General features: G+C 28.3%; 20 protein-coding genes. 18 read left to right on the top strand and 2 right to left on the bottom strand.

Annotation, left to right across the window (positions count from 1 at the left end; translation table 11 throughout):
- Positions 1 to 690 (top strand): radical SAM protein, encoded by a 690-nt coding sequence (locus BN2409_RS16220; protein ID WP_053957639.1) that lies wholly within the window; start codon positions 1 to 3, stop codon positions 688 to 690.
- 36 nt (positions 691 to 726) lie between these two features.
- On the opposite strand, the gene BN2409_RS16215 is transcribed toward BN2409_RS16220, so the two are convergent.
- Complete coding sequence (locus tag BN2409_RS16215) at positions 727 to 2031, bottom strand: hypothetical protein (protein WP_053957638.1); 1305 nt, start codon at positions 2029 to 2031, stop codon at positions 727 to 729.
- Between the two features lie 157 nt (positions 2032 to 2188).
- On the opposite strand from BN2409_RS16215, the gene BN2409_RS16210 reads away from it, so the two are divergent.
- The 7 genes from BN2409_RS16210 (at position 2189) to BN2409_RS16180 (ending at position 9602) form a co-directional block, all read left to right on the top strand.
- A complete protein-coding gene (locus BN2409_RS16210; RefSeq protein ID WP_330375498.1) occupies positions 2189 to 2896 on the top strand; it encodes a response regulator transcription factor in 708 nt (235 codons plus the stop codon).
- Positions 2877 to 4271 (top strand): sensor histidine kinase, encoded by a 1395-nt coding sequence (locus BN2409_RS16205; protein WP_053957637.1) that lies wholly within the window; start codon positions 2877 to 2879, stop codon positions 4269 to 4271. The genes BN2409_RS16210 and BN2409_RS16205 overlap by 20 nt, the downstream gene beginning before the upstream one ends.
- Positions 4272 to 4326: 55 nt before the next feature.
- Complete coding sequence (locus tag BN2409_RS16200; protein WP_053957636.1) at positions 4327 to 5604, top strand: hypothetical protein; 1278 nt, start codon at positions 4327 to 4329, stop codon at positions 5602 to 5604.
- A gap of 327 nt (positions 5605 to 5931) precedes the next feature.
- Complete coding sequence (accB, locus tag BN2409_RS16195; RefSeq protein ID WP_053957635.1) at positions 5932 to 6378, top strand: acetyl-CoA carboxylase biotin carboxyl carrier protein; 447 nt, start codon at positions 5932 to 5934, stop codon at positions 6376 to 6378.
- A 4-nt stretch (positions 6379 to 6382) separates the two neighbouring features.
- Positions 6383 to 7726: an acetyl-CoA carboxylase biotin carboxylase subunit gene (locus BN2409_RS16190; protein ID WP_053957634.1), complete on the top strand. Its 1344-nt coding sequence runs from the start codon at positions 6383 to 6385 to the stop codon at positions 7724 to 7726.
- A 24-nt stretch (positions 7727 to 7750) separates the two neighbouring features.
- Positions 7751 to 8662, top strand: coding sequence for an acetyl-CoA carboxylase, carboxyltransferase subunit beta (accD, locus tag BN2409_RS16185; RefSeq protein ID WP_053957633.1), 912 nt, complete (start codon positions 7751 to 7753; stop codon positions 8660 to 8662).
- The gene (locus tag BN2409_RS16180) at positions 8655 to 9602 is read left to right on the top strand and encodes an acetyl-CoA carboxylase carboxyltransferase subunit alpha (protein ID WP_053957632.1); all 948 of its coding nucleotides are present in this window, start codon (positions 8655 to 8657) and stop codon (positions 9600 to 9602) included. Before accD ends, BN2409_RS16180 begins: the two co-directional genes overlap by 8 nt.
- A gap of 5 nt (positions 9603 to 9607) precedes the next feature.
- On the opposite strand, the gene BN2409_RS16175 is transcribed toward BN2409_RS16180, so the two are convergent.
- Positions 9608 to 10492: an MBL fold metallo-hydrolase gene (locus BN2409_RS16175; protein WP_053957631.1), complete on the bottom strand. Its 885-nt coding sequence runs from the start codon at positions 10490 to 10492 to the stop codon at positions 9608 to 9610.
- A gap of 249 nt (positions 10493 to 10741) precedes the next feature.
- Between BN2409_RS16175 and BN2409_RS16170 the strand changes: the two genes are divergently transcribed.
- The 10 genes from BN2409_RS16170 (at position 10742) to BN2409_RS17695 (ending at position 19200) form a co-directional block, all read left to right on the top strand.
- A complete protein-coding gene (locus tag BN2409_RS16170) occupies positions 10742 to 12697 on the top strand; it encodes an oxidoreductase (RefSeq protein WP_053957630.1) in 1956 nt (651 codons plus the stop codon).
- A gap of 36 nt (positions 12698 to 12733) precedes the next feature.
- Positions 12734 to 13192, top strand: coding sequence for a YbaK/EbsC family protein (locus tag BN2409_RS16165; protein WP_053957629.1), 459 nt, complete (start codon positions 12734 to 12736; stop codon positions 13190 to 13192).
- The gene (locus BN2409_RS16160; RefSeq protein WP_053957628.1) at positions 13183 to 14592 is read left to right on the top strand and encodes a copper amine oxidase N-terminal domain-containing protein; all 1410 of its coding nucleotides are present in this window, start codon (positions 13183 to 13185) and stop codon (positions 14590 to 14592) included. The genes BN2409_RS16165 and BN2409_RS16160 overlap by 10 nt, the downstream gene beginning before the upstream one ends.
- A 258-nt stretch (positions 14593 to 14850) precedes the next feature.
- Positions 14851 to 15564, top strand: coding sequence for an AzlC family ABC transporter permease (locus BN2409_RS16155; protein ID WP_053957627.1), 714 nt, complete (start codon positions 14851 to 14853; stop codon positions 15562 to 15564).
- Positions 15551 to 15868, top strand: a complete 318-nt coding sequence (locus BN2409_RS16150) for an AzlD domain-containing protein (protein WP_199873082.1) — start codon at positions 15551 to 15553, stop codon at positions 15866 to 15868. The genes BN2409_RS16155 and BN2409_RS16150 overlap by 14 nt, the downstream gene beginning before the upstream one ends.
- A gap of 19 nt (positions 15869 to 15887) precedes the next feature.
- Positions 15888 to 16721, top strand: a complete 834-nt coding sequence (locus BN2409_RS16145; protein WP_053957626.1) for a TrmB family transcriptional regulator — start codon at positions 15888 to 15890, stop codon at positions 16719 to 16721.
- Between the two features lie 170 nt (positions 16722 to 16891).
- The gene (locus tag BN2409_RS16140) at positions 16892 to 17509 is read left to right on the top strand and encodes a hypothetical protein (RefSeq protein WP_053957625.1); all 618 of its coding nucleotides are present in this window, start codon (positions 16892 to 16894) and stop codon (positions 17507 to 17509) included.
- Positions 17510 to 17591: 82 nt separating this feature from the next.
- The gene (locus BN2409_RS16135) at positions 17592 to 18773 is read left to right on the top strand and encodes an SAM-dependent methyltransferase (protein ID WP_053957624.1); all 1182 of its coding nucleotides are present in this window, start codon (positions 17592 to 17594) and stop codon (positions 18771 to 18773) included.
- A gap of 113 nt (positions 18774 to 18886) precedes the next feature.
- The gene (locus tag BN2409_RS17060) at positions 18887 to 19036 is read left to right on the top strand and encodes a hypothetical protein (RefSeq protein WP_199873081.1); all 150 of its coding nucleotides are present in this window, start codon (positions 18887 to 18889) and stop codon (positions 19034 to 19036) included.
- Positions 19037 to 19074: 38 nt separating this feature from the next.
- Complete coding sequence (locus BN2409_RS17695; protein WP_110943181.1) at positions 19075 to 19200, top strand: CrcB family protein; 126 nt, start codon at positions 19075 to 19077, stop codon at positions 19198 to 19200.
- Positions 19201 to 19236: the final 36 nt, after the last annotated feature.

Below are 19236 nucleotides of genomic sequence, written 5' to 3'. Positions count from 1 at the left end.
ATGGATCGATATAGTGTGATTGAGAATAAAAACAAAAGAGAGATTGTGCTTTTGAAAGGATTTCATTGTATATGGGGTAAATGTAGCTTTTGTGATTATATATTAGACAATTCAGAAGATGAAAAAGATATGAATAAACTTAATTTTGAAGTTTTAAAAAATGTTACAGGAAAATATAAAGTACTAGAAGTCATCAATTCAGGTAGTTGTTTTGAACTTCCAAAGGATACATTTAAAAAAATAAGAGAAGTCATTTATGAAAAGAAAATTGAAAAATTATTTTTAGAAAGTCATTGGTGTTATAAAAATAGATTAAATGAAATGAGAGATTTTTTTCAAATTCCTATTGTATTTAAAATAGGAATAGAAACCTTTGACGATGATTTTAGAAATAAAGTTTTAAATAAAAATGCACATTTTAAAAATCCAGAGGAAGTAAAAAAATATTTTGATTCACCTTGTTTGATGGTAGGAATCAAAGGACAAACAAAGGAAATGATCCACAAAGATATAGAGATTGCATTAAAATATTTTGATCATGCGACTATTAATGTATTTATTCCAAATACATGCAAACTTCAAAGAGATGAAGAATTAGTTCATTGGTTTATAGAAAATTATCAATTTTTAAATGAAAACCCCAATATAGAAGTTTTGTACCATAACACAGATTTTGGAGTAGGAAACTAAAAGAATCGCATGTTAAACTTTAACATGCGATTTTTGTTAGAATAAACGAGATCTTATTTTTTCTCTTATTTTTACTAATTCCTCAAAATTGTAGAAGAATAACATTTTCTTTTCAGCAATTGTATTTCCTTTAGGTTGGTCATTCATAACAAATTCCATAAAGCTATCTGCAATGTCTTCTTCTGGACTTGTAGTAGCATATTCTGAAACAAATTGGCTTTTGTATTTTTCATAAAAAGCTTCTAAAGCTTTATCTTGACCACGTTCATTTTCTTTTGGCTCATTTGCTATTTGCCATTCTTCATAAATATTTGTCCAAAATTCATTATAAAATTGATTTAAGTAAGAGTCTTTTGTAAGTATAATTTCATCTGTTGTGTAAGTAGGATCATCTTCATTAAATTCATCTGTTAATTGAGTATCATTTAAAGTAATAATGTGACACAATTCATGAACCAGTGTGTGATGAAGTCCTTCTTTGAAAGTTCCATTTTTATAGATAGAATCTTTTATATCTAAAGCAAGTCTCCATGTTTTACTTATATCATCTGCTTCAATAACATGAGCCAATATTCCATCTCTTCCATCTGTATTGATTTCAAAGTTTATAATTCGGTTTAAATATTCTGGAGGAAATATTTTTTTTGCCTCATTCCATAAGATTTTATGATTGCTTATATCTTCTGATGATAATTCATTTATTTTATGTTTATTAATAGGTTTATATTGAATTTGATTATGCTTGATATTATATAAGGCAATAAATATATTTTCATTATAGATATGATCCATGATTTCATCTAAATCATATCCCATAGGTGTTAGAATTTTTTCAATTTCATCCCAAATTTGATCTATTCTTTCTTCTGTCTTTTCTATTTCTTCTGTTTCTTCTTCAGATAACTGATCTAGATAGTCTTCATATTTTTCAGTTTTTTCATAAAGCTTATTTATATTTTCATAATCTTTTTGAGTAAATTCTCCTTTATGAGCTTCTATAAAATCTTTTAAATCTCTATCGATCACTGGAACCTTTGTTTTTCTCAATTCATTACAAAATTCATCCCAAAGCTTATTAGATTCATCGAAGTCTTCTTTTTTATCTTTTTCTATAACTTGATCATATAATGATTTTAATTGAATTTTTTCTTTTTCATTTAATAGATTGATATCTTCTTCCATATATTCCTCAAAGGTAAGTGGGTCATATTCTTCGGAGTTTTTTTGGGAATGAAGAGCTTGGTTAGATTGTATTTGTTTAGCGCTTGTCCATATACCAGTACAAAATACCATAAGTCCTACTAAGATAGACAAAAGCAGTAAATGTTTTTTATTTTTCATGATAGGTCCCCCTTAAAATATATTGAGATTTCATAGTTCAATTATATATACGAAAAATAAAGTAAAGCTTAAAGAAATCTTAAATAAAACTTAAAAATGTATATAGGGATTTGATTATTTTGTATTATAATAATGGTAAATAGAAAGGGGACTATAGATGAGTATTAATATTTTAGTAGTAGAAGATGAAGCAGATATCAATAATCTATTACAGCTACATTTATCAAAAGAGGGATACAATGTTTTTCAAGCATTCGATGGACTAGAAGGATTAAATATTTTTCAAAAAGAGAATATTCATCTATGTATTTTAGATGTGATGATGCCTAAAATAGATGGATTTCATTTATTGAGTGAAATTAGAAAAGATAGTGAGGTACCTATCATTTTTTTGACTGCTAGAAATGATGAGATGGATAAAGTATTAGGACTTAGACTAGGAGCAGATGATTATGTAGTCAAACCATTTAGTATTATGGAAATGATCTCAAGAGTAGAGGCGCAATTAAGAAGATATATGAAATATTCCAATAAAAAGGAAAACGATATTTTAAAAAATGGAGAAATTACACTAGATTTGCCACATTATATTGTGAAGAAAAGAGGAATACCTATTGTTTTAAATCCAAAGGAATTTAAAATATTATCTGTATTTATGAAGTATCCAGGAAATATTTATACAAAAGAACAGCTATATGAGATGGTTTGGGAAGATGTTTATTATGGAGATAACAATACCATTATGGTACATATTAGTCATTTAAGAGATAAAATTGAAGATAACCCTAAAAAACCAAAATATTTAAAAACTATCAAAGGAATAGGGTATAAGATGGAGAAAGTCTATGACGAATATAAAAAATAGATTTAAAATATTCAATGCAAATAGCATATCTAGACAATTTTTAATCAATTATATCTTTTTGTTTGGATTACTTCTTGTGATTATTGGGCTTACATTTATTGCAAATTATTTATATGTACATTCTATGTATGAAACATCACCTATTGATATGGAACGAATCTATAAAAATATGAATCAATATGGAATGCAAAAAGCATTTGAGTTAGAGGTATTGCCAGAAGGCAGCTATTTAGAATATATAGATAGTGATTTTACTATTGTCAAATCTTTTCATAGTCCACATAAGATAGGATATCAATATACAAAAAAGAAATTTAATCAAATGATTTTTAAAGATTATTATGGGTTTGATGTTTATTATCCTAAAGGAAAAGATGAATTTTTACTTATGTATCTTCCTCCACCTGAGAATTTTATAGATATATTTATTGTTACAGCTAGTTTTTTTATGATTAGTTTAATTGTAGCTATGGTACTTTATGCAAAGGTTACTTCTATTCAGCTTGTGCAACCTATTAATCATTTGTTAGAAGGGGTAGCCATTATTAGTAAGGGAGATTATTTTCATAAAATAGAGTTTGAAGAAAAAAATGAATTAGGATTATTAAAGAATGCAATCAATAAAATGACAGACAAAATTCATGAAGAAATGAGTTTAAGAGAAAAAGCTGAAGAAAATAGAAAAAGGTTGGTATTAGATATATCCCATGATCTAAAAACTCCTCTCACAAACATATTAGGATATGCTCAGACACTTTTAACTTGTGAAGATTTATCTTTTGATATGAAAAATTATATAGATATTATTGTAAATAATAGCAATCGTGCAAATAACTTGATCCAAGATTTGTTTGAATTGTCTCAAATGGAGATCGATCATGATTTTGTAATGGAACAAAAAGATTTATGTGAATTTATGAGAAGAATGCTAATTAGTTTTATTCAAGAGTTAGAAGATCATCATATGAAGTATTTATTTGAGATTCCTAATGAGCCAGTCTTTTGTAAAATCAATATTCAAAAGCTTGAAAGAGCCATCAGCAATGTAATTATCAATAGTATTCGTCATAGTGGAGAGAAAACAACCCTTAGTATAAAAATAAAAGAAGAAAAAGATCAAGCTATATTGATTATTCAAGATGATGGGGTAGGAATTCCTAATGAAATTTTACATACAGCATTTGAACCATTTGTAAAGGGAGATATATCAAGAAATACAAAATATGGAGGTACAGGATTAGGGCTTTCCATTACTAAAAAAATCATACAAAAACATGGAGGAGATATAAAAATAGATAAAAGTAATCAAAAGGGATGTAAATTTATTATTGGTATTCCTAAAGAAGGATTGTTGAAAAATAATGTAGAATCATAAAAAATAAGTAAAATTTTATAATGTATTATAAATATTGGTTACACAGGGGGAGAATATGAAAAATAAATTGAAAAAAGTTTTGTTATTTATTGTCTTAGTCACATTACAATTTGGAATACAGTATGGAACAGAAGAATATAAAGAGATGAATCGATATATTAAGAACAATTTATATGATGACTTTGAGGATTTTGAAAGAGGATTGAAAAATATGAATGATTCCATTGCAAAGATATTGATTTCTAATCCTAAAGAATATAAAAAAATAATAAATGATCCTATTATAAGTCAAAAAATTTTATGGGATTTTAGAATGTCTAATGAGTATGTTTTTGATAAAAAAGATATATCTACCCAAGATAGATATATAGATATATTATATAATGCAAATGATTATATACAATTTGCATTAAAAGATGATGATATAAATGAAGAAGAAAAAAAGTATTTGAATGCATTATTTTTATATAATAAAGAGTTACTTCGTTTATATAAAAATTCTAATGTAAATATTAATAATTATAGAAAAACAATAAAAAATGGTTATATTGATTTTTCAAAAAAGGCAGATGAAATATTAAAAAATGAAAAATATAGTATTTTGAAATCTTATGATCAAAGAGAACAAACGGAAAAAGTAGAAAATCCAATAGATTTAAAAACAGCTCAAAAAATTACCCAGGAAATTGTAGATAAAGGCCTTCCAGTAGATGTAGAATTATCCTTTGATGAAAAAAGTCAAGATGATCCTACAAAGTATATATTTAATCGTATCCGTCTAAGAGAGCATACCTATTATCATGTAGAATATGATAAGAAATACAATAGAGTATCTATTAATTTAGGAAGTTACTTAGAAGATAAAAGAGTTTTTTCAGAAGAAAAGTTAAATAAAATAGCAGATGAAATCATAAGCAAATTTTATGATGATACTTATGTAAAAACTACAAAAGATATAAATGAATTATATGAACCTAAAGACGTTGAAGAAAAGGAATATTACTATATAAAAAAGATAGGCAATATTTATGATGAAACAAGAAACTTTGCACTAAGACTTAGACAAAACGGAGATGTACATTCATTTTATATAGAGAATGTTTTAACTAATGAAAATATACCTACTCCTAAATATAATAAAGATGAAATACTCTCTAAAATAAATCAAAAAGATTTTATTAAAAAATGTATTTTGATTAGAAATACAGAAGGAAAGTTAGAATATGAAGTACAAATGGATATAAATGGAGTTTTGTATAGCAAGGTATTTGATGGAGATACAGGAGAAGAAAAATATTTTGGAAGAACTATAACATTATATCAAGACAAATGAGGGCAAGAGAGAAATGTCTTGTGAGTTTGTAGACAAAGTCATAAAAAACGTCACTAAATTCTCAATAAATGTTCCTTGTTTTTATGACTTTGCTAAAAGATAGTTTGTCAGCAGTCTGGCAAGAGAGAAATCTCTTGTTTTTTTTATGAAGAAAACAATTAAAATTTATACTGACTCTAGAAATAAAATGAAATGAATGAAAAAAATGAAATTAGGTCATTCATTCTATAAATTTGTAAAATTGATTTTAAATGGTTTTATATGATATAATAGCACCATATATTAGTACCAGATAATAAAACCAAGTAAAACCTAGGAGGCAGATCTATGAATATTCAAGATATAAAAGAATTATTATTGACTATAGACAAAACAAGTATTCAAAAGGTAGATATAGAACAAAAAGATATTAAAATTAGTATTTCAAAAGGTATAGATGTGGATTGTACTTATAAAACAAATGAAATGCAAGAAGTAAAAACTCAAATGAATCCATCTGTAGAAGAGGATGAAAAAATAGAAATCAATACAGATGATACATATATTGTAAAATCTCCTATTGTGGGAGTAGTTTATATGAGTCCAAGCCCAGATGCAGATCCATTTGTAAGTGTAGGAGATACTGTAACAAAAGGAGAGCCTCTTTGTATTATAGAAGCTATGAAGATTATGAATGAAATTCAGAGTGAAGAAGAGGGGCAAATAGTAGAAATATTAGTTAAAAATGAAGATCTTGTAGAATATGGACAACCTCTTATGAGGATTAGGAGGTAAAATTATGTTTCAAAAGATATTAATTGCCAATAGAGGAGAGATTGCTCTAAGAATTATTCGAGCATGTAAAGAATTAGGAATAAAAACAGTAGCAGTGCATTCACAAATTGATGAAGATTCCCTTCATGTACATATGGCAGATGAGGCTATATGTATAGGTCCTGCTATTTCTTCTAAAAGCTATTTAAATATAAAAAATATTATTAGTGCAGCAATCATTACAAAAGCAGAAGCTATTCATCCTGGATATGGATTTTTATCAGAAAGTATTCAACTTGCGAAAATGTGTAAGGAATATGGGATTAAGCTTATAGGACCTAGAGAAGAACATATAAAAAGAATGGGAGATAAAGCAGAAGCTAGAAAAACAATGATACAAGCAGGTGTACCTGTTGTTCCAGGATCAAAGGATGCTACAAATGATCCTTATAAAGCTTTAGAAGTAGCTAAAGAGATTGGATTTCCTGTGATGATTAAAGCTGTTAGTGGCGGTGGTGGAAGAGGAATGAGACTTGTTTATGATGAAAAAGATTTTATAAATTTTTTCAACATGGCAAAATCAGAATCCAAAGCTGCTTTTGATGATGATTCTATGTATATAGAAAAATATATTGAAGAGCCAAGACATATAGAGTTTCAAATTTTAGCAGATGAACATAAAAATGTGGTTCATTTAGGAGAAAGAGATTGTTCACTTCAAAGAAGAAATCAAAAGGTGTTAGAGGAAGCTCCTTGTAGTTTAATTGATGATTCACTTAGAAAAGAAATGGGAGATATGGCTATAAAAGCAGCTAAAGCTGTGGAGTATGTAAGTGCAGGAACTATTGAATTTTTGTTAGATAAGCATAAAAATTATTATTTTATAGAAATGAATACAAGAATTCAAGTAGAACACCCGATTACAGAATATATTACAGGAATAGATCTTATTAAAGAGCAAATCAAAATTGCTGATGGAGAAAAATTAACTTTTACCCAAGAAGACATCAAAATAAATGGTCATGCTATAGAATGTAGAATCAATGCAGAAGATACAAATAACAATTTTGCTCCTTCTCCTGGTGTGATTACAGATTATTTTATTCCAGGAGGAAATGGAATTCGTATGGATAGTCATATTTATAGTGGATACAAAATTCCATCTACTTATGATTCTATGATTGGAAAATTAATTGTTTGGGGAAAAGATAGACAAGAAGCTATTTGTAGAATGAAAAGAGCGCTAGATGAAACGGTTATTTTAGGAATTCATACAAATATAGATTTTCAAAGAAAAATTTTAAATCATGAGAAGTTCTTAAAAAATGAAATAGATACTTCTTTTATCGGAAAAGAAATGATGAAGTAGTATTGGTATAGGGGAGATTAGAATATGTTACAAGATTTATTTCGAAAAAAAAAGTATGCAACTGTTCATTTATATGAAAATGAAGAGGGAAAAAAGATAAGTATGCCTATAAAAAAGCCTGTTGAGAATATACAAGAAGAATTAGAAGATGAAGCTTTTATAAAGTGCAAGGGTTGCTTAAAAAAAATATCAAAAGAAGATATAAAAAATAATTTATATACTTGTCCTATTTGTGGAGAGCATTTTAGAATAGGCCCAAGAGAGAGAATCAAAGCTTTATTAGATGAAAATAGCTTTATAGAATATGACAAAGATATGATGAGCTTTGATCCACTAAAATTTGAAGGATATGAAGAAAAAGTTAAAAGTGCGAAGGAAAAAAGCAATGAATCAGAAGGTGTTATTACAGGAGAAGGAAAAATAAATGAATTATCTCTTATTATTTGTGCCATGAATTCAAATTTTATGATGGGAAGTATGGGATGTGTAGTAGGTGAAAAAATTACAAGAGCTATTGAAAAAGCTATAGCTCAAAGACTTCCTGTAGTCATATTTTGTGCATCAGGGGGTGCAAGAATGCAAGAAGGCATATTGTCTTTGATGCAGATGGCAAAGACTTCTGCTGCATTGGGAAGATTAGGAGAGGAAGGGTTATTGTATATACCTGTTTTAACAGACCCTACTACTGGAGGAGTAACAGCAAGCTTTGCTATGCTTGGAGATATTATATTAGCAGAACCTAAAGCGTTGGTAGGCTTTGCAGGACCAAGAGTTATTGAGCAAACCATAAGACAAAAGCTTCCAGATGGGTTTCAAAGATCTGAGTTTTTAAAGGAAAAGGGATTTGTGGATGAAATTGTTCATAGAAAAGATATGAAGAAAGTTTTGTATGACATATTATTCATTCATAAAGTAGGAGGTGAAGATCATGAATAGTATCCTAGACTTTGAAAAGCCTATTTTAGAACTAGAATCAAAAATTGTAGAGTTAGAAAATTTCTCAAAAGAAAATGAAATCAATCTTTCTAATGAAATAGATATTTTAAAAGATAAATTAATTCAAATGAAAAAAGATGCTTATTCTAATCTAAATCCTTGGCAGAGAGTAAAAATTGCAAGAATGCCTAAAAGACCTACTACTTTAGATTATATACAAAAAATTACATCATCCTTTATGGAACTTCATGGAGATCGATTTTATAAAGATGATTCTGCAATTATTGGTGGAATCGGAATGATTGATCACATACCCGTTACCATCATAGGTCATCAAAAAGGAAAAGATACAAATGAAAATATTCAAAGAAATTTTGGAATGGCTCATCCAGAAGGGTATAGAAAAGCTTTAAGACTTATGAAGCAAGCAGAAAAATTTAAAAGACCTATTATTACATTTATAGATACCCCAGGAGCTTATTGTGGAATAGAAGCAGAAGAAAGAGGGCAAGGAGAAGCAATAGCCATCAATATACTAAAAATGAGTCAATTAAAAACTCCTATCATTTGTATTGTTATAGGAGAAGGTGGAAGTGGAGGAGCATTGGCATTAGGGGTAGGAGATCGAGTATGTATGCTTGAGAATTCCATTTATTCTGTTATATCTCCAGAAGGACTTTCAAGTATTCTTTGGAAGGATTCATCACTAGCTGAAAAAGCAGCAGATATGATGAAGCTTACGGCAAAAGATCTATTAGATTTAAAAGTGATTGATCATGTAATTGAAGAACCTTTAGGAGGAGCTCATAAAGATATAGATTTTGTAGCGAATCAAATGAAAGAATACATTGTAAAAGAAATTGATGATTTATTTAAACTAGATCATACATTACTTTTAAATGAAAGATACGATAAATTTAGAAAAATAGGAAAAGAGTAGAATGACTACTTTTTTCCTATTTTTATTTCCTTTCCAACAGATAAAGGTTCAAATTTATCTCCAAAGGATTGAGATAAATTTGAAAGAGCATTAAATCCAGTACAATGACCTGCATAAAGACATTCAATATTTGTATTTGTCAGAGCATCTACTGTTTTTTCAAGGGTTTCCATATTAGATGAAGCAAGATGAAGACCTCCTATGATTCCATAAATATGAGAAATATTTGTAATGTTTATAGCATGATGAATAATATTTACAATTCCTGAATGACTACATCCAGAGATAATGACAAGGCCTTTATCTTTTATATTGATGATGAGAGATTGATCATCTAACATAATATCAGGAACAAGTTCACCATCATCAATTTTATACATATTTGGATAATTTTTTTCAAAATCTGTAGTTCTTGTTATTTCACCAGTAGATAGAACTCCTTCCATGAGTGAAAAAGGTTTGTTAACTAATACAAGTTTTCCTTTATATTTTACTATTTCTTCTTTTCTATTTTCATAAGATATACCTATACTATGAATAAAAGGTTTAGAAGAATAAGTATCTCTAAATAAAGAAGGATGAGCGATGATAGGAGTTTCCTTGTCCATTTCTTTTAAAATCCCTACAAGTCCTGTTGTATGATCATAATGACAATGAGACAAATAAATCATATCTATACTTTTAGGATCTATTTGAAGTAGTTTCATATTATAAAGCAGAGTTTGAGAGGATGGTCCTACATCAAATAAAATTCTTTTCTTTGTATCATTAGAAACAATATCTAATAAAAAAGAAAGGCCATGTTGAGCAAGCAATGGAGAAGAAAATGGTGCTTGATTTTCTACAAGAGTTGTAATTTTTAATTCATCTACTTCTTTGATAGAATACATTCAATCACCGTCCTTAATGGTTTATGAATAAGAATTCTATAAAATATGGAGAAATCCTTTATATTATGATTATAGGGTCTTTTAAAAATAAGATAGATGTGAAATAATGTAGATTAAATGTATTATGAAAAATATGGATGATAAATTTTATAATCATGGGCATTGGTATTCGTCAAAAAGAAAATGTTTAAGTATTGTATATATTTTATTTGAATACATCAATCAGCACAAAAAGAAGGTGGATAGATTTTGAAATATGAAAATATATTTTCAAAAGGAAAGATAGGGAATGTTTTTGTAAAAAATAGAGTAGTTATGTCTCCAATGAGTGTAGGATTAGGAGATAAAAATGGAAATCCAACTCATGAGACCATTGCTTACTATGAGGAAAGAGCAAAGGGTGGAGTAGGACTGATTATGTTAGGAGCATTAAAAATAAATGATGAGCATGGTACTATTGAAGCTAATCAATTATCTATAGCTCATGATGGAAATATGAAATATTTGAAAAAGCTAGTAGATAGAGTTCATAAATATGATACAAGGGTATTTGCTCAAATAGCCCATCCAGGGAGACAAACTTTTTCATCACTCAATGGAGGAAGGCAAGTAGTTGCTCCAAGTCCAATTGCTTGTATAGCTTGTAGAGAAGAACCAAGAGAACTCTCTATAGAAGAGATAAAAAATATAGTAAAGGATTTTGTAAAAGGAGCCGTAAGACTGAAAACTATTGGTATGGATGGAGTCGAATTACATGGTGCTCATGGTTATTTAATTAACCAATTTTTAAGTCCATATACAAATAAAAGAAAAGATGTATATGGAGGAAGTTTTGAAAATCGTATGAGGTTTATTACGGAGATCATAAAAGGAATTAAAGAAAATTGTGGAGTGGATTATCCAATGAGTGTGAGAATATCTGTAGATGAGTTTTTACACGAATTTGGAATATATGAAGAAGGTATTGATATAAAAGAAGGAGTAAAGATTTCTAAATATCTAGAGAGTTTAGGAATAGATGCTATCAATGTATCTTCTGGAGTTTATGCTACTACCAATACAATCATTGAACCTATTTCTTATCCCCAAGGATGGAGAAAGTCTTTGATCAAAGCAGTAAAAGAGCAAGTACATATTCCTGTAATTGGAGCTATGGTGATTAGAAAGCCATCCTTTGCAGAGAAAGTTTTAAAAGAAGGAGTCGTTGATTTTGTAGCTTTAGGAAGAGGGTTGATTGCAGATCCTTATTGGGTACATAAACTAAAATTTAATTCCAAAATTCCTATAAGACCTTGCATTTCTTGTCTTCATTGTATTGAATCTGTACTACATGGAAAAAGGATGGAGTGTGCAGTCAATCCTATGGCTGGAAAAGAAACAAAATACTTAAATATAAAAAAAGATGGACAAAAAAGAGTAGTAGCAGTTATAGGGGCAGGTCCATCTGGAATAGAAGCTGCTAAGGTTTTATCTTTAAGAGGATTTGAACTTGTATTATTTGAAATGAAAGACAAAATAGGAGGACAGCTTCAGTTGGCCAATAAACCTCCACATAAAGAAAAGATTACATGGCTTATAGATTATATGACAAATGAAATGAAAAGACTTCATATTCCAATAAAATTAAACACAAAAGCTACTTTGCAAAATATTAAAAAGTTAAATCTCTATGCAGTATGTATCGCTACAGGAGGAATGTCTCTAAAATATAATATAGAAGGAATAGACAAAGAAAATGTTTATACGATAGAAGAAATATTAAAAGAAGAAATAGAATTAAAAAATAAAAAAATTGCTATTATAGGTTCAGGAATGAGTGGACTTGAAGTAGGAGAATTTTTAGGGAAAAGAGGAAATCAAGTTTTTATTATTGAAATGCTTCATAAAATTGGACAAGGAATCTATACCCCCAATCGGTTAGATATGATTAAAAGATTAAAAAAATATAATGTAGAGATGATTCCAAATCATAAATTAGAAAAAATAATAGATGGAAAAATAATGATTAGAAATATCATTGAGGATAAAATCGTTCAAAAGGAGATAGATCATGTAGTTTTATCTATGGGAGTCAAGCCTAATGATACAATAGTAGAAGAGATCAAGAAAAATTTTAATCATGTAAAAGTTATAGGAGATGCAAATACAGTAGGAAGAATCTATCATGCAGTACATGAAGGATTTATGGCAGGGTATAATTTGTAAAATAAGCATATACAAAAACTTAAGGAGATGAAGGACATGTCATTGGAGAGTGTTAAAAAATTTTTTGAGGAAAAAAATTTAAAATTTAAAATATATGAGATGGATGAAAGTACTGCAACAGTAGAATTAGCAGCAAAGGCTCATGGAATAGAACCAGAGCTGATTGCCAAAACCATGGCTTTTAAATTAAAAGAGAGAAGCATTTTGATTGTTACAAAAGGAGATGCAAAGATTGACAATAGAAAATATAAGGATACTTTTAAAACAAAATGTTCTATGTTAAAAGCAGATGAAGTTTTCGAAATAACAGGGCATCCAGTGGGAGGAGTTTGTCCTTTTGGCTTGGCAAATCCTTTAGATATATATCTAGATTGTTCATTAAAAGCTTTTGAATATGTTTATCCAGCAGCAGGATCTATCAATTCTTCTATAAAAGTGACCCCAGAAGAATTAAAAGAAATCACAGATGCCCAGTGGGTAGATGTATGCAAATAGTCAAAGATTATGCTATGAAAAAGCTAAATAGGAAAGGGATGGTGTTTATAATGAAGAAAAATTTGATTACTATAATTATTTGTATGTTGATATTTAGTAGTTTTTCTTTTGCAGCATCAGAGAATCATGTGGATAGAATTCCACATGTAAAGGATGATTGGGAATTTAAAGACCGTTATGCACCGATATTAACTATTGAAGAAAAACACGAAAATGAATTTGGATCAGAAGATCAACGAATCGATCTTATATTAGAGAATGCAGAATGGTTTGAGAATGATGATCCTATTACGGTAAGAAATATGGTATATGATGGGTTACAAATGAGTACTCCTGGTGCAAAAATGAAAATAACAAGAAGGTCTTCTAAAAGATTAGAAGTGACCATCAATAGAGAAAGTGTATCCACTAATGAAAAAGCTAATTTTAAAATTCCTCTTTATTCCAAAGTTAAAAATGCAGGAGATATTATGGTTAAGATTGATTCAGATACTTTCATATCAAGTGGTACATATAAGTATGCATTAGCCATAGGAAAAGGTTCTAGCGAGCATCCTACTGTATCTATTGGACATATTTTTGGAAAAAATAATCCTGTATGGCTAACGCTTCAAGAACCTATAGAGAAAAATTTTGGGTCAGATAATAAAACGTTTATATTAACTTTAAATCATTCAAAATGGGTAGATAACAATGAATGTAATTTAGAAAAGAGTATAAAAAATTCTATTATAAAAAATGTATCTGATGCAAAAATTGTTTCTATGAAGAAAATAGATGATCAAACAGTTGAACTAACAATTAATAGAGGAAAAGAAGATGAAGATATACCTGTATATTTTTATATTCCACTTTATGTTCAGGTAACAGACAATGGGAATATATCATTAAATATAAAGAGTAAAGAAAATACAGAGTTTTTTAAAGATGTTTCTTTGAAATTAGAAGTACAAGAATATAAACAAGAAATAGTAAAAGATAAGATACCGTATATAGATGAAAAGGAATCAAATCTTTATCAGATATCTTTACAGATGGATTCGCCATATTTATATAGAAGTAAATCTGGAGAAACTGAAAAAATTACTTTAGATGTGTTACCGATTATTGAAAATGGAAGGACGTTTGTTCCTTTAAGAGGTGTTTTTGAATCTTTAGGGGTAGAAATTAAATGGCAACCAGAAATACAAGCAGTCTTACTAAAAAATAGTGATACAACAATGCAAATGTTTGTTGATTCAAATAATGCTTATATGAATAATCAGCCTTTTAAAATGCCTATGAAACCTAAAATCATAAATGATCGCGTATTTGTACCATTGAGATTTATAACAGAGAATTTTAATTATCATGTGCAGTGGATTGAAGAAGGACAGAAAATTGTTATAAAACAAAAATAACTCATTAAATCATCCCCTAAATGCTTTTATATACAGGGGGTGATTTTTTGTGTTAATAAATGATCATTGTTAAGATGAGATTGGGATAGATAGCAATTGTTAAATACATAAAATAAAATATTCTGTCTATTTACAAAATTTTAAACTATGTTTATTGAATTTATATTGACAATTTTGCTAGTAGTTACTATAATAACTACTAGCAAGTAGTAACTACTACAGTAACTACTTGATTATTTAAAGAGGTGGGGGGACTATATGCAAGCACAATGCATAAAAAAGCTAAGCCGAAGAGATGGGTTTATGGCAGGAGTACCTATTTTTATAGGATATTTTCCAATCGCTATGGCATTTGGAATTTTGTCAAAGACAGTAGGGATCTCTATGAAGGATAGTTTTTTACTATCTGTTTTTGTGTTTGGAGGAGCAAGTCAATTTATAGCTTTAAATTTATTGACTTTAGGGGTAGGAATAGGAGAAATTGTAGTGACTACTTTATTAGTAAATTTCCGTTATTTTTTAATGAGTGCATCACTTGCTACAAAGATGACAGATGCTATTAAAAAATGGATTCCACTTATTGCATTTGGTGTAACAGATGAAATTTTTTCAATAGCATCATTTAAGTGCGAAGAAATTACAAAAGAGTTTATGCTGCCATTACAGTTTTTGGGATATTTTTCTTGGGTAACAGGTACAATTGTGGGGTACTGGTTAGGAGGAATATTGCCTGAAAATATAAAAGATAGTATGGGCATAGCTTTGTATGCTATGTTTATAGCTATTTTAATACCAGAAGCTAAAAAGTCTAAATTAATTACATTTTTAATTGGTTTATCAGGATTTGTCAACACGTTATTGAAAAAATTAACAACTTTACCACAAGGATGGACTTTAATAGTAAGTATTATTTCTGTATCTTTATTAGGTTCATGTTTATTAAAAGAGGAGGAAGTGAATGGAGATGAATAATTATATTCTATTGATTGTAGGAATGATGATCGTTACGTATATACCTAAATTGATTCCATTTTTTATCCTTTCTAAAGAAAAAATACCTACTAAGTTAAATAAATTTTTAAAATTAATTCCATATACAGCTTTAGGAGCACTTCTAATTCCTGATGTATTTTATACGACTCCTAATATACCACAAGCATCTATATTAGGAATTGGATTTGCAGCTATATATGTATGGCGTAAAGGTGGTATAATAATACCTATATTAGGATCAATTTTTGTAACATTTATAGTTATTTTAGTTCACACAGGATAAAGATAGAGGTGGGTATAATATGAATGATGCTCTATTGATTGTTGAAGATTTAAAAAATTTAGGATTAACAGAATATGAAGCAAAGGCATATTTAAGTCTTTTGGAAGAATATCCAGTCAATGGATATACATTAAGCAAAATATCTGGTATTCCCAGGTCAAGAATCTATGAAGTATTAGAAAGCTTAAAGAATAAACAATTAGTATTTGAACAAAGGGAAGATACTATGAGTGTTTATAAACCTTTAGATCCAAAATTATTCATTGGAAAGTTTAAAAATAATTTTGATAGTATATTTCATCATATTGAAGAATACTCCAAAAAAGTTTATTTGAAAGAGGAAAATGATCATAAATTAATAGTGATTCAAGGAAGAAATAAGATTATTGATTTTTTAAATTTATTGATTCATGATGCAAAAAGACGCATTGTACTTTCTATATGGGAAGAAGAAATCAATGATATTTCAAAAGCATTAAATGATGCCATTCAAAGAGGCGTTATGTTAAGAGGAATGTATTTTGGTAGAAATAATCCTTATGAACAGCTAGTAACTCACAGAAGACTAGAAAGACATTTATCAGAAAAAAAGGAAAGATATATGACAGTTACCGTAGATGGTGTTCATGTATTATATGGAATTATATCAAGAGGAGAAGATAGTCAAATTACATGGGCAAAAGATCCTGATTTTGTAGATATGAGTGAAGACTATGTTGTTCATGATTTGATGGTAAATCTTTATGCAAATCAATTGGATATAAAACAAAGAGAAGAATATGAAAAATTTTTAGATCATGTAAGAAAGGAATATTTTGCTTTTACAGAAGAAGAGTTTAATAAATTTAAATAAAGAATAGTTCATTTGTCAAAATCACTCCTAATGTATGTAGTTTTACATGAAGGGGTGATTTTTATATAAAAAGATTGTTTTTGATATATACAAAATATTCCAAAATATAAATAAATATTGTACAATAAGGATATACAGAATGAAAAAATACGAATGAGGAGTAGATTGACATGAAAAAGGAAACATGGCGACGAATTATGATTATGTTATTGTTCGCATTTAATATATTTGCAGGAATTTATTATCTAACAGAATATCAGTATGAAAAGGTACTCATCAATAAAGATCAATCTACCATAATTTTAAAAGAAGCATACCAAGCTTTAGATGATTTCAATAGGAATTTAAAAGATAGCAATGAAAAAAATTTACTTGTAGTACCAGATTACATTGAAAGCAAAGAAGATTTTATAGAGTCTTTTAATGGGAAAATAGCTAGACATATCATTGAGGATTTTTATGAAGATTTGATATTTGAAAAGGAGCATGAGTTATTTGCAAAAAAAGAAGTGTATATACCAAGTATCTTTGCTAAAGATTCCTATGTTGAAAATGCTTATATTGAGATTAAAAAAGATAGAAAAGGAAAAGTGTTAAGTAAACAGTTAATTATAGAGGAAAGAGGGAAAATACATATAAATGAAAGCTATCATAGAAAAAATTTTTTTATAAAGAATAAAGAAGGTAAATGGTGTTTAGATCATTTTGATGGCATAAAAAATTATGTTTTTGTATTGGATGAAGAAGAGGATGTTTTAGGTGTAAATTCAATAGAAGATAGTTTGTAAATCCTTATTTGATTCCCTTTTAAGAGAATGATACAATATATATGGTAATAATTTACACCAATGAAATAAAGGGGATGAAGTAATGGGTGTAGAAAAATTTTTTATGGATCAATTTTTTAAAAGATTATCTAATGAAACATTTACAGTAGAATATTGGGATCAAGATAGACGAAAATATGGAAAAGATGAATCTAAATTTACAATTGTGTTTCACAAAGCTATTTCTAAGAAAAAGATTTTAGAGGATTCTTATTTAGCTTTTGGAGAGGCGTATATGGATGGAGATATTGATTTTTTAGGAAATATAAGAGAAGTATTAGAAGCTGTTTATAAAAATAAACAAAGTTTTTTGAATGAATCAAAAATTATAAAGAGAATGCGTAAAGATGTAGGGACTTCTATATCTCAACAAAAGAAGGATATTCATTATCATTATGATCTAGGAAATGATTTTTACAAGCTATGGCTTGATGAAACCATGAGTTATTCTTGTGGGTATTTTAAGACAGAAGAGGATTCTTTATATGAAGCTCAAATGAATAAAATTCATTATATACTAAAGAAATTACAATTGAAAAAAGGTCAAAGATTGTTGGATATAGGCAGTGGATGGGGATGGCTTATTATAGAGGCTGCTAAAAAGTATGGTGTAGAAGCGTTAGGTATTACTTTAAGTGAAGAACAATATAAAAAAACAAAAGAGAGAATAAAGAAAGAAAATCTGGAACAATTAGTAGATGTAAAGCTTATGGATTATAGAGAATTGGTAGAGTCCAAAGAGAAATTCCATAGAGTTGTGAGTGTAGGAATGATTGAACATGTTGGGAGAGCAAATCTAGATACATATATGAAAGCTGTGTATAGACTTCTTAGAAATGAAGGAATTTCTTTGCTACATTGTATAACAGGACAAATAGAAAGCGAAGTAAATAATTGGATTAAAAAATATATATTCCCTGGTGGATATATTCCTTCTATAAGAGAATTAGTATGGATGATGCCTAATTATAATCTTCATCTGATTGATATGGAAAGTTTAAGATTACATTATTTTAAGACACTTAAGCATTGGGCAAAAAATTTTGAAGAAAATATAGACCAAGTACGAAATATGTATGATGAAAGATTTATCAGAATGTGGAGGATGTATCTAAATGGGTGCGCTGCATCTTTTCATCATGGAAGTATAGATGTACATCAATTTTTATTTACTAAGGGTTTGAATAATCAGATACCTATTACAAGAGAGTGTTTATATAAATAAGCGAATATAGAAATATATAACCACTTTTAAGAGGATACAGATAATCAATCATCCCCTAAATAGTTTTAGATGAAGGGGATGATTTTATATGTATACATTTGTAGGAGGATGATATGAAAGTTACGGCAAAAAAAATGTTTATAATCATAGCAATTTCTTCTCCTACACCTACAAGCAAGTATATAAGCCTAAAAAGTAAATTATTATTTTTGGGAAGAGAGGTTTTTTATTATATTGGATATAAAATTTATAGATTATTCTAGAGCTATTTATATAAATTTATGAGAGGGGACAAATAAACATGAAAAAAGAGAAATCTTCTGATTTAAAAAAGAATGATCAAAAAGCTCTTCTAAATGTTATAATTGCTGGATTGATTGGTGCTATATTGGGAATCGTGGCTTATACAAATAATTGGTTGGGTTAATGAAAATAATTGGTGTGCAATTGTTCTTATGACTTC

Source organism: Inediibacterium massiliense, from assembly GCF_001282725.1.
GTDB lineage: Bacteria > Bacillota > Clostridia > Peptostreptococcales > Thermotaleaceae > Anaerophilus > Anaerophilus massiliensis.
This window is presented reverse-complemented; position numbering and strand designations above follow the sequence as displayed.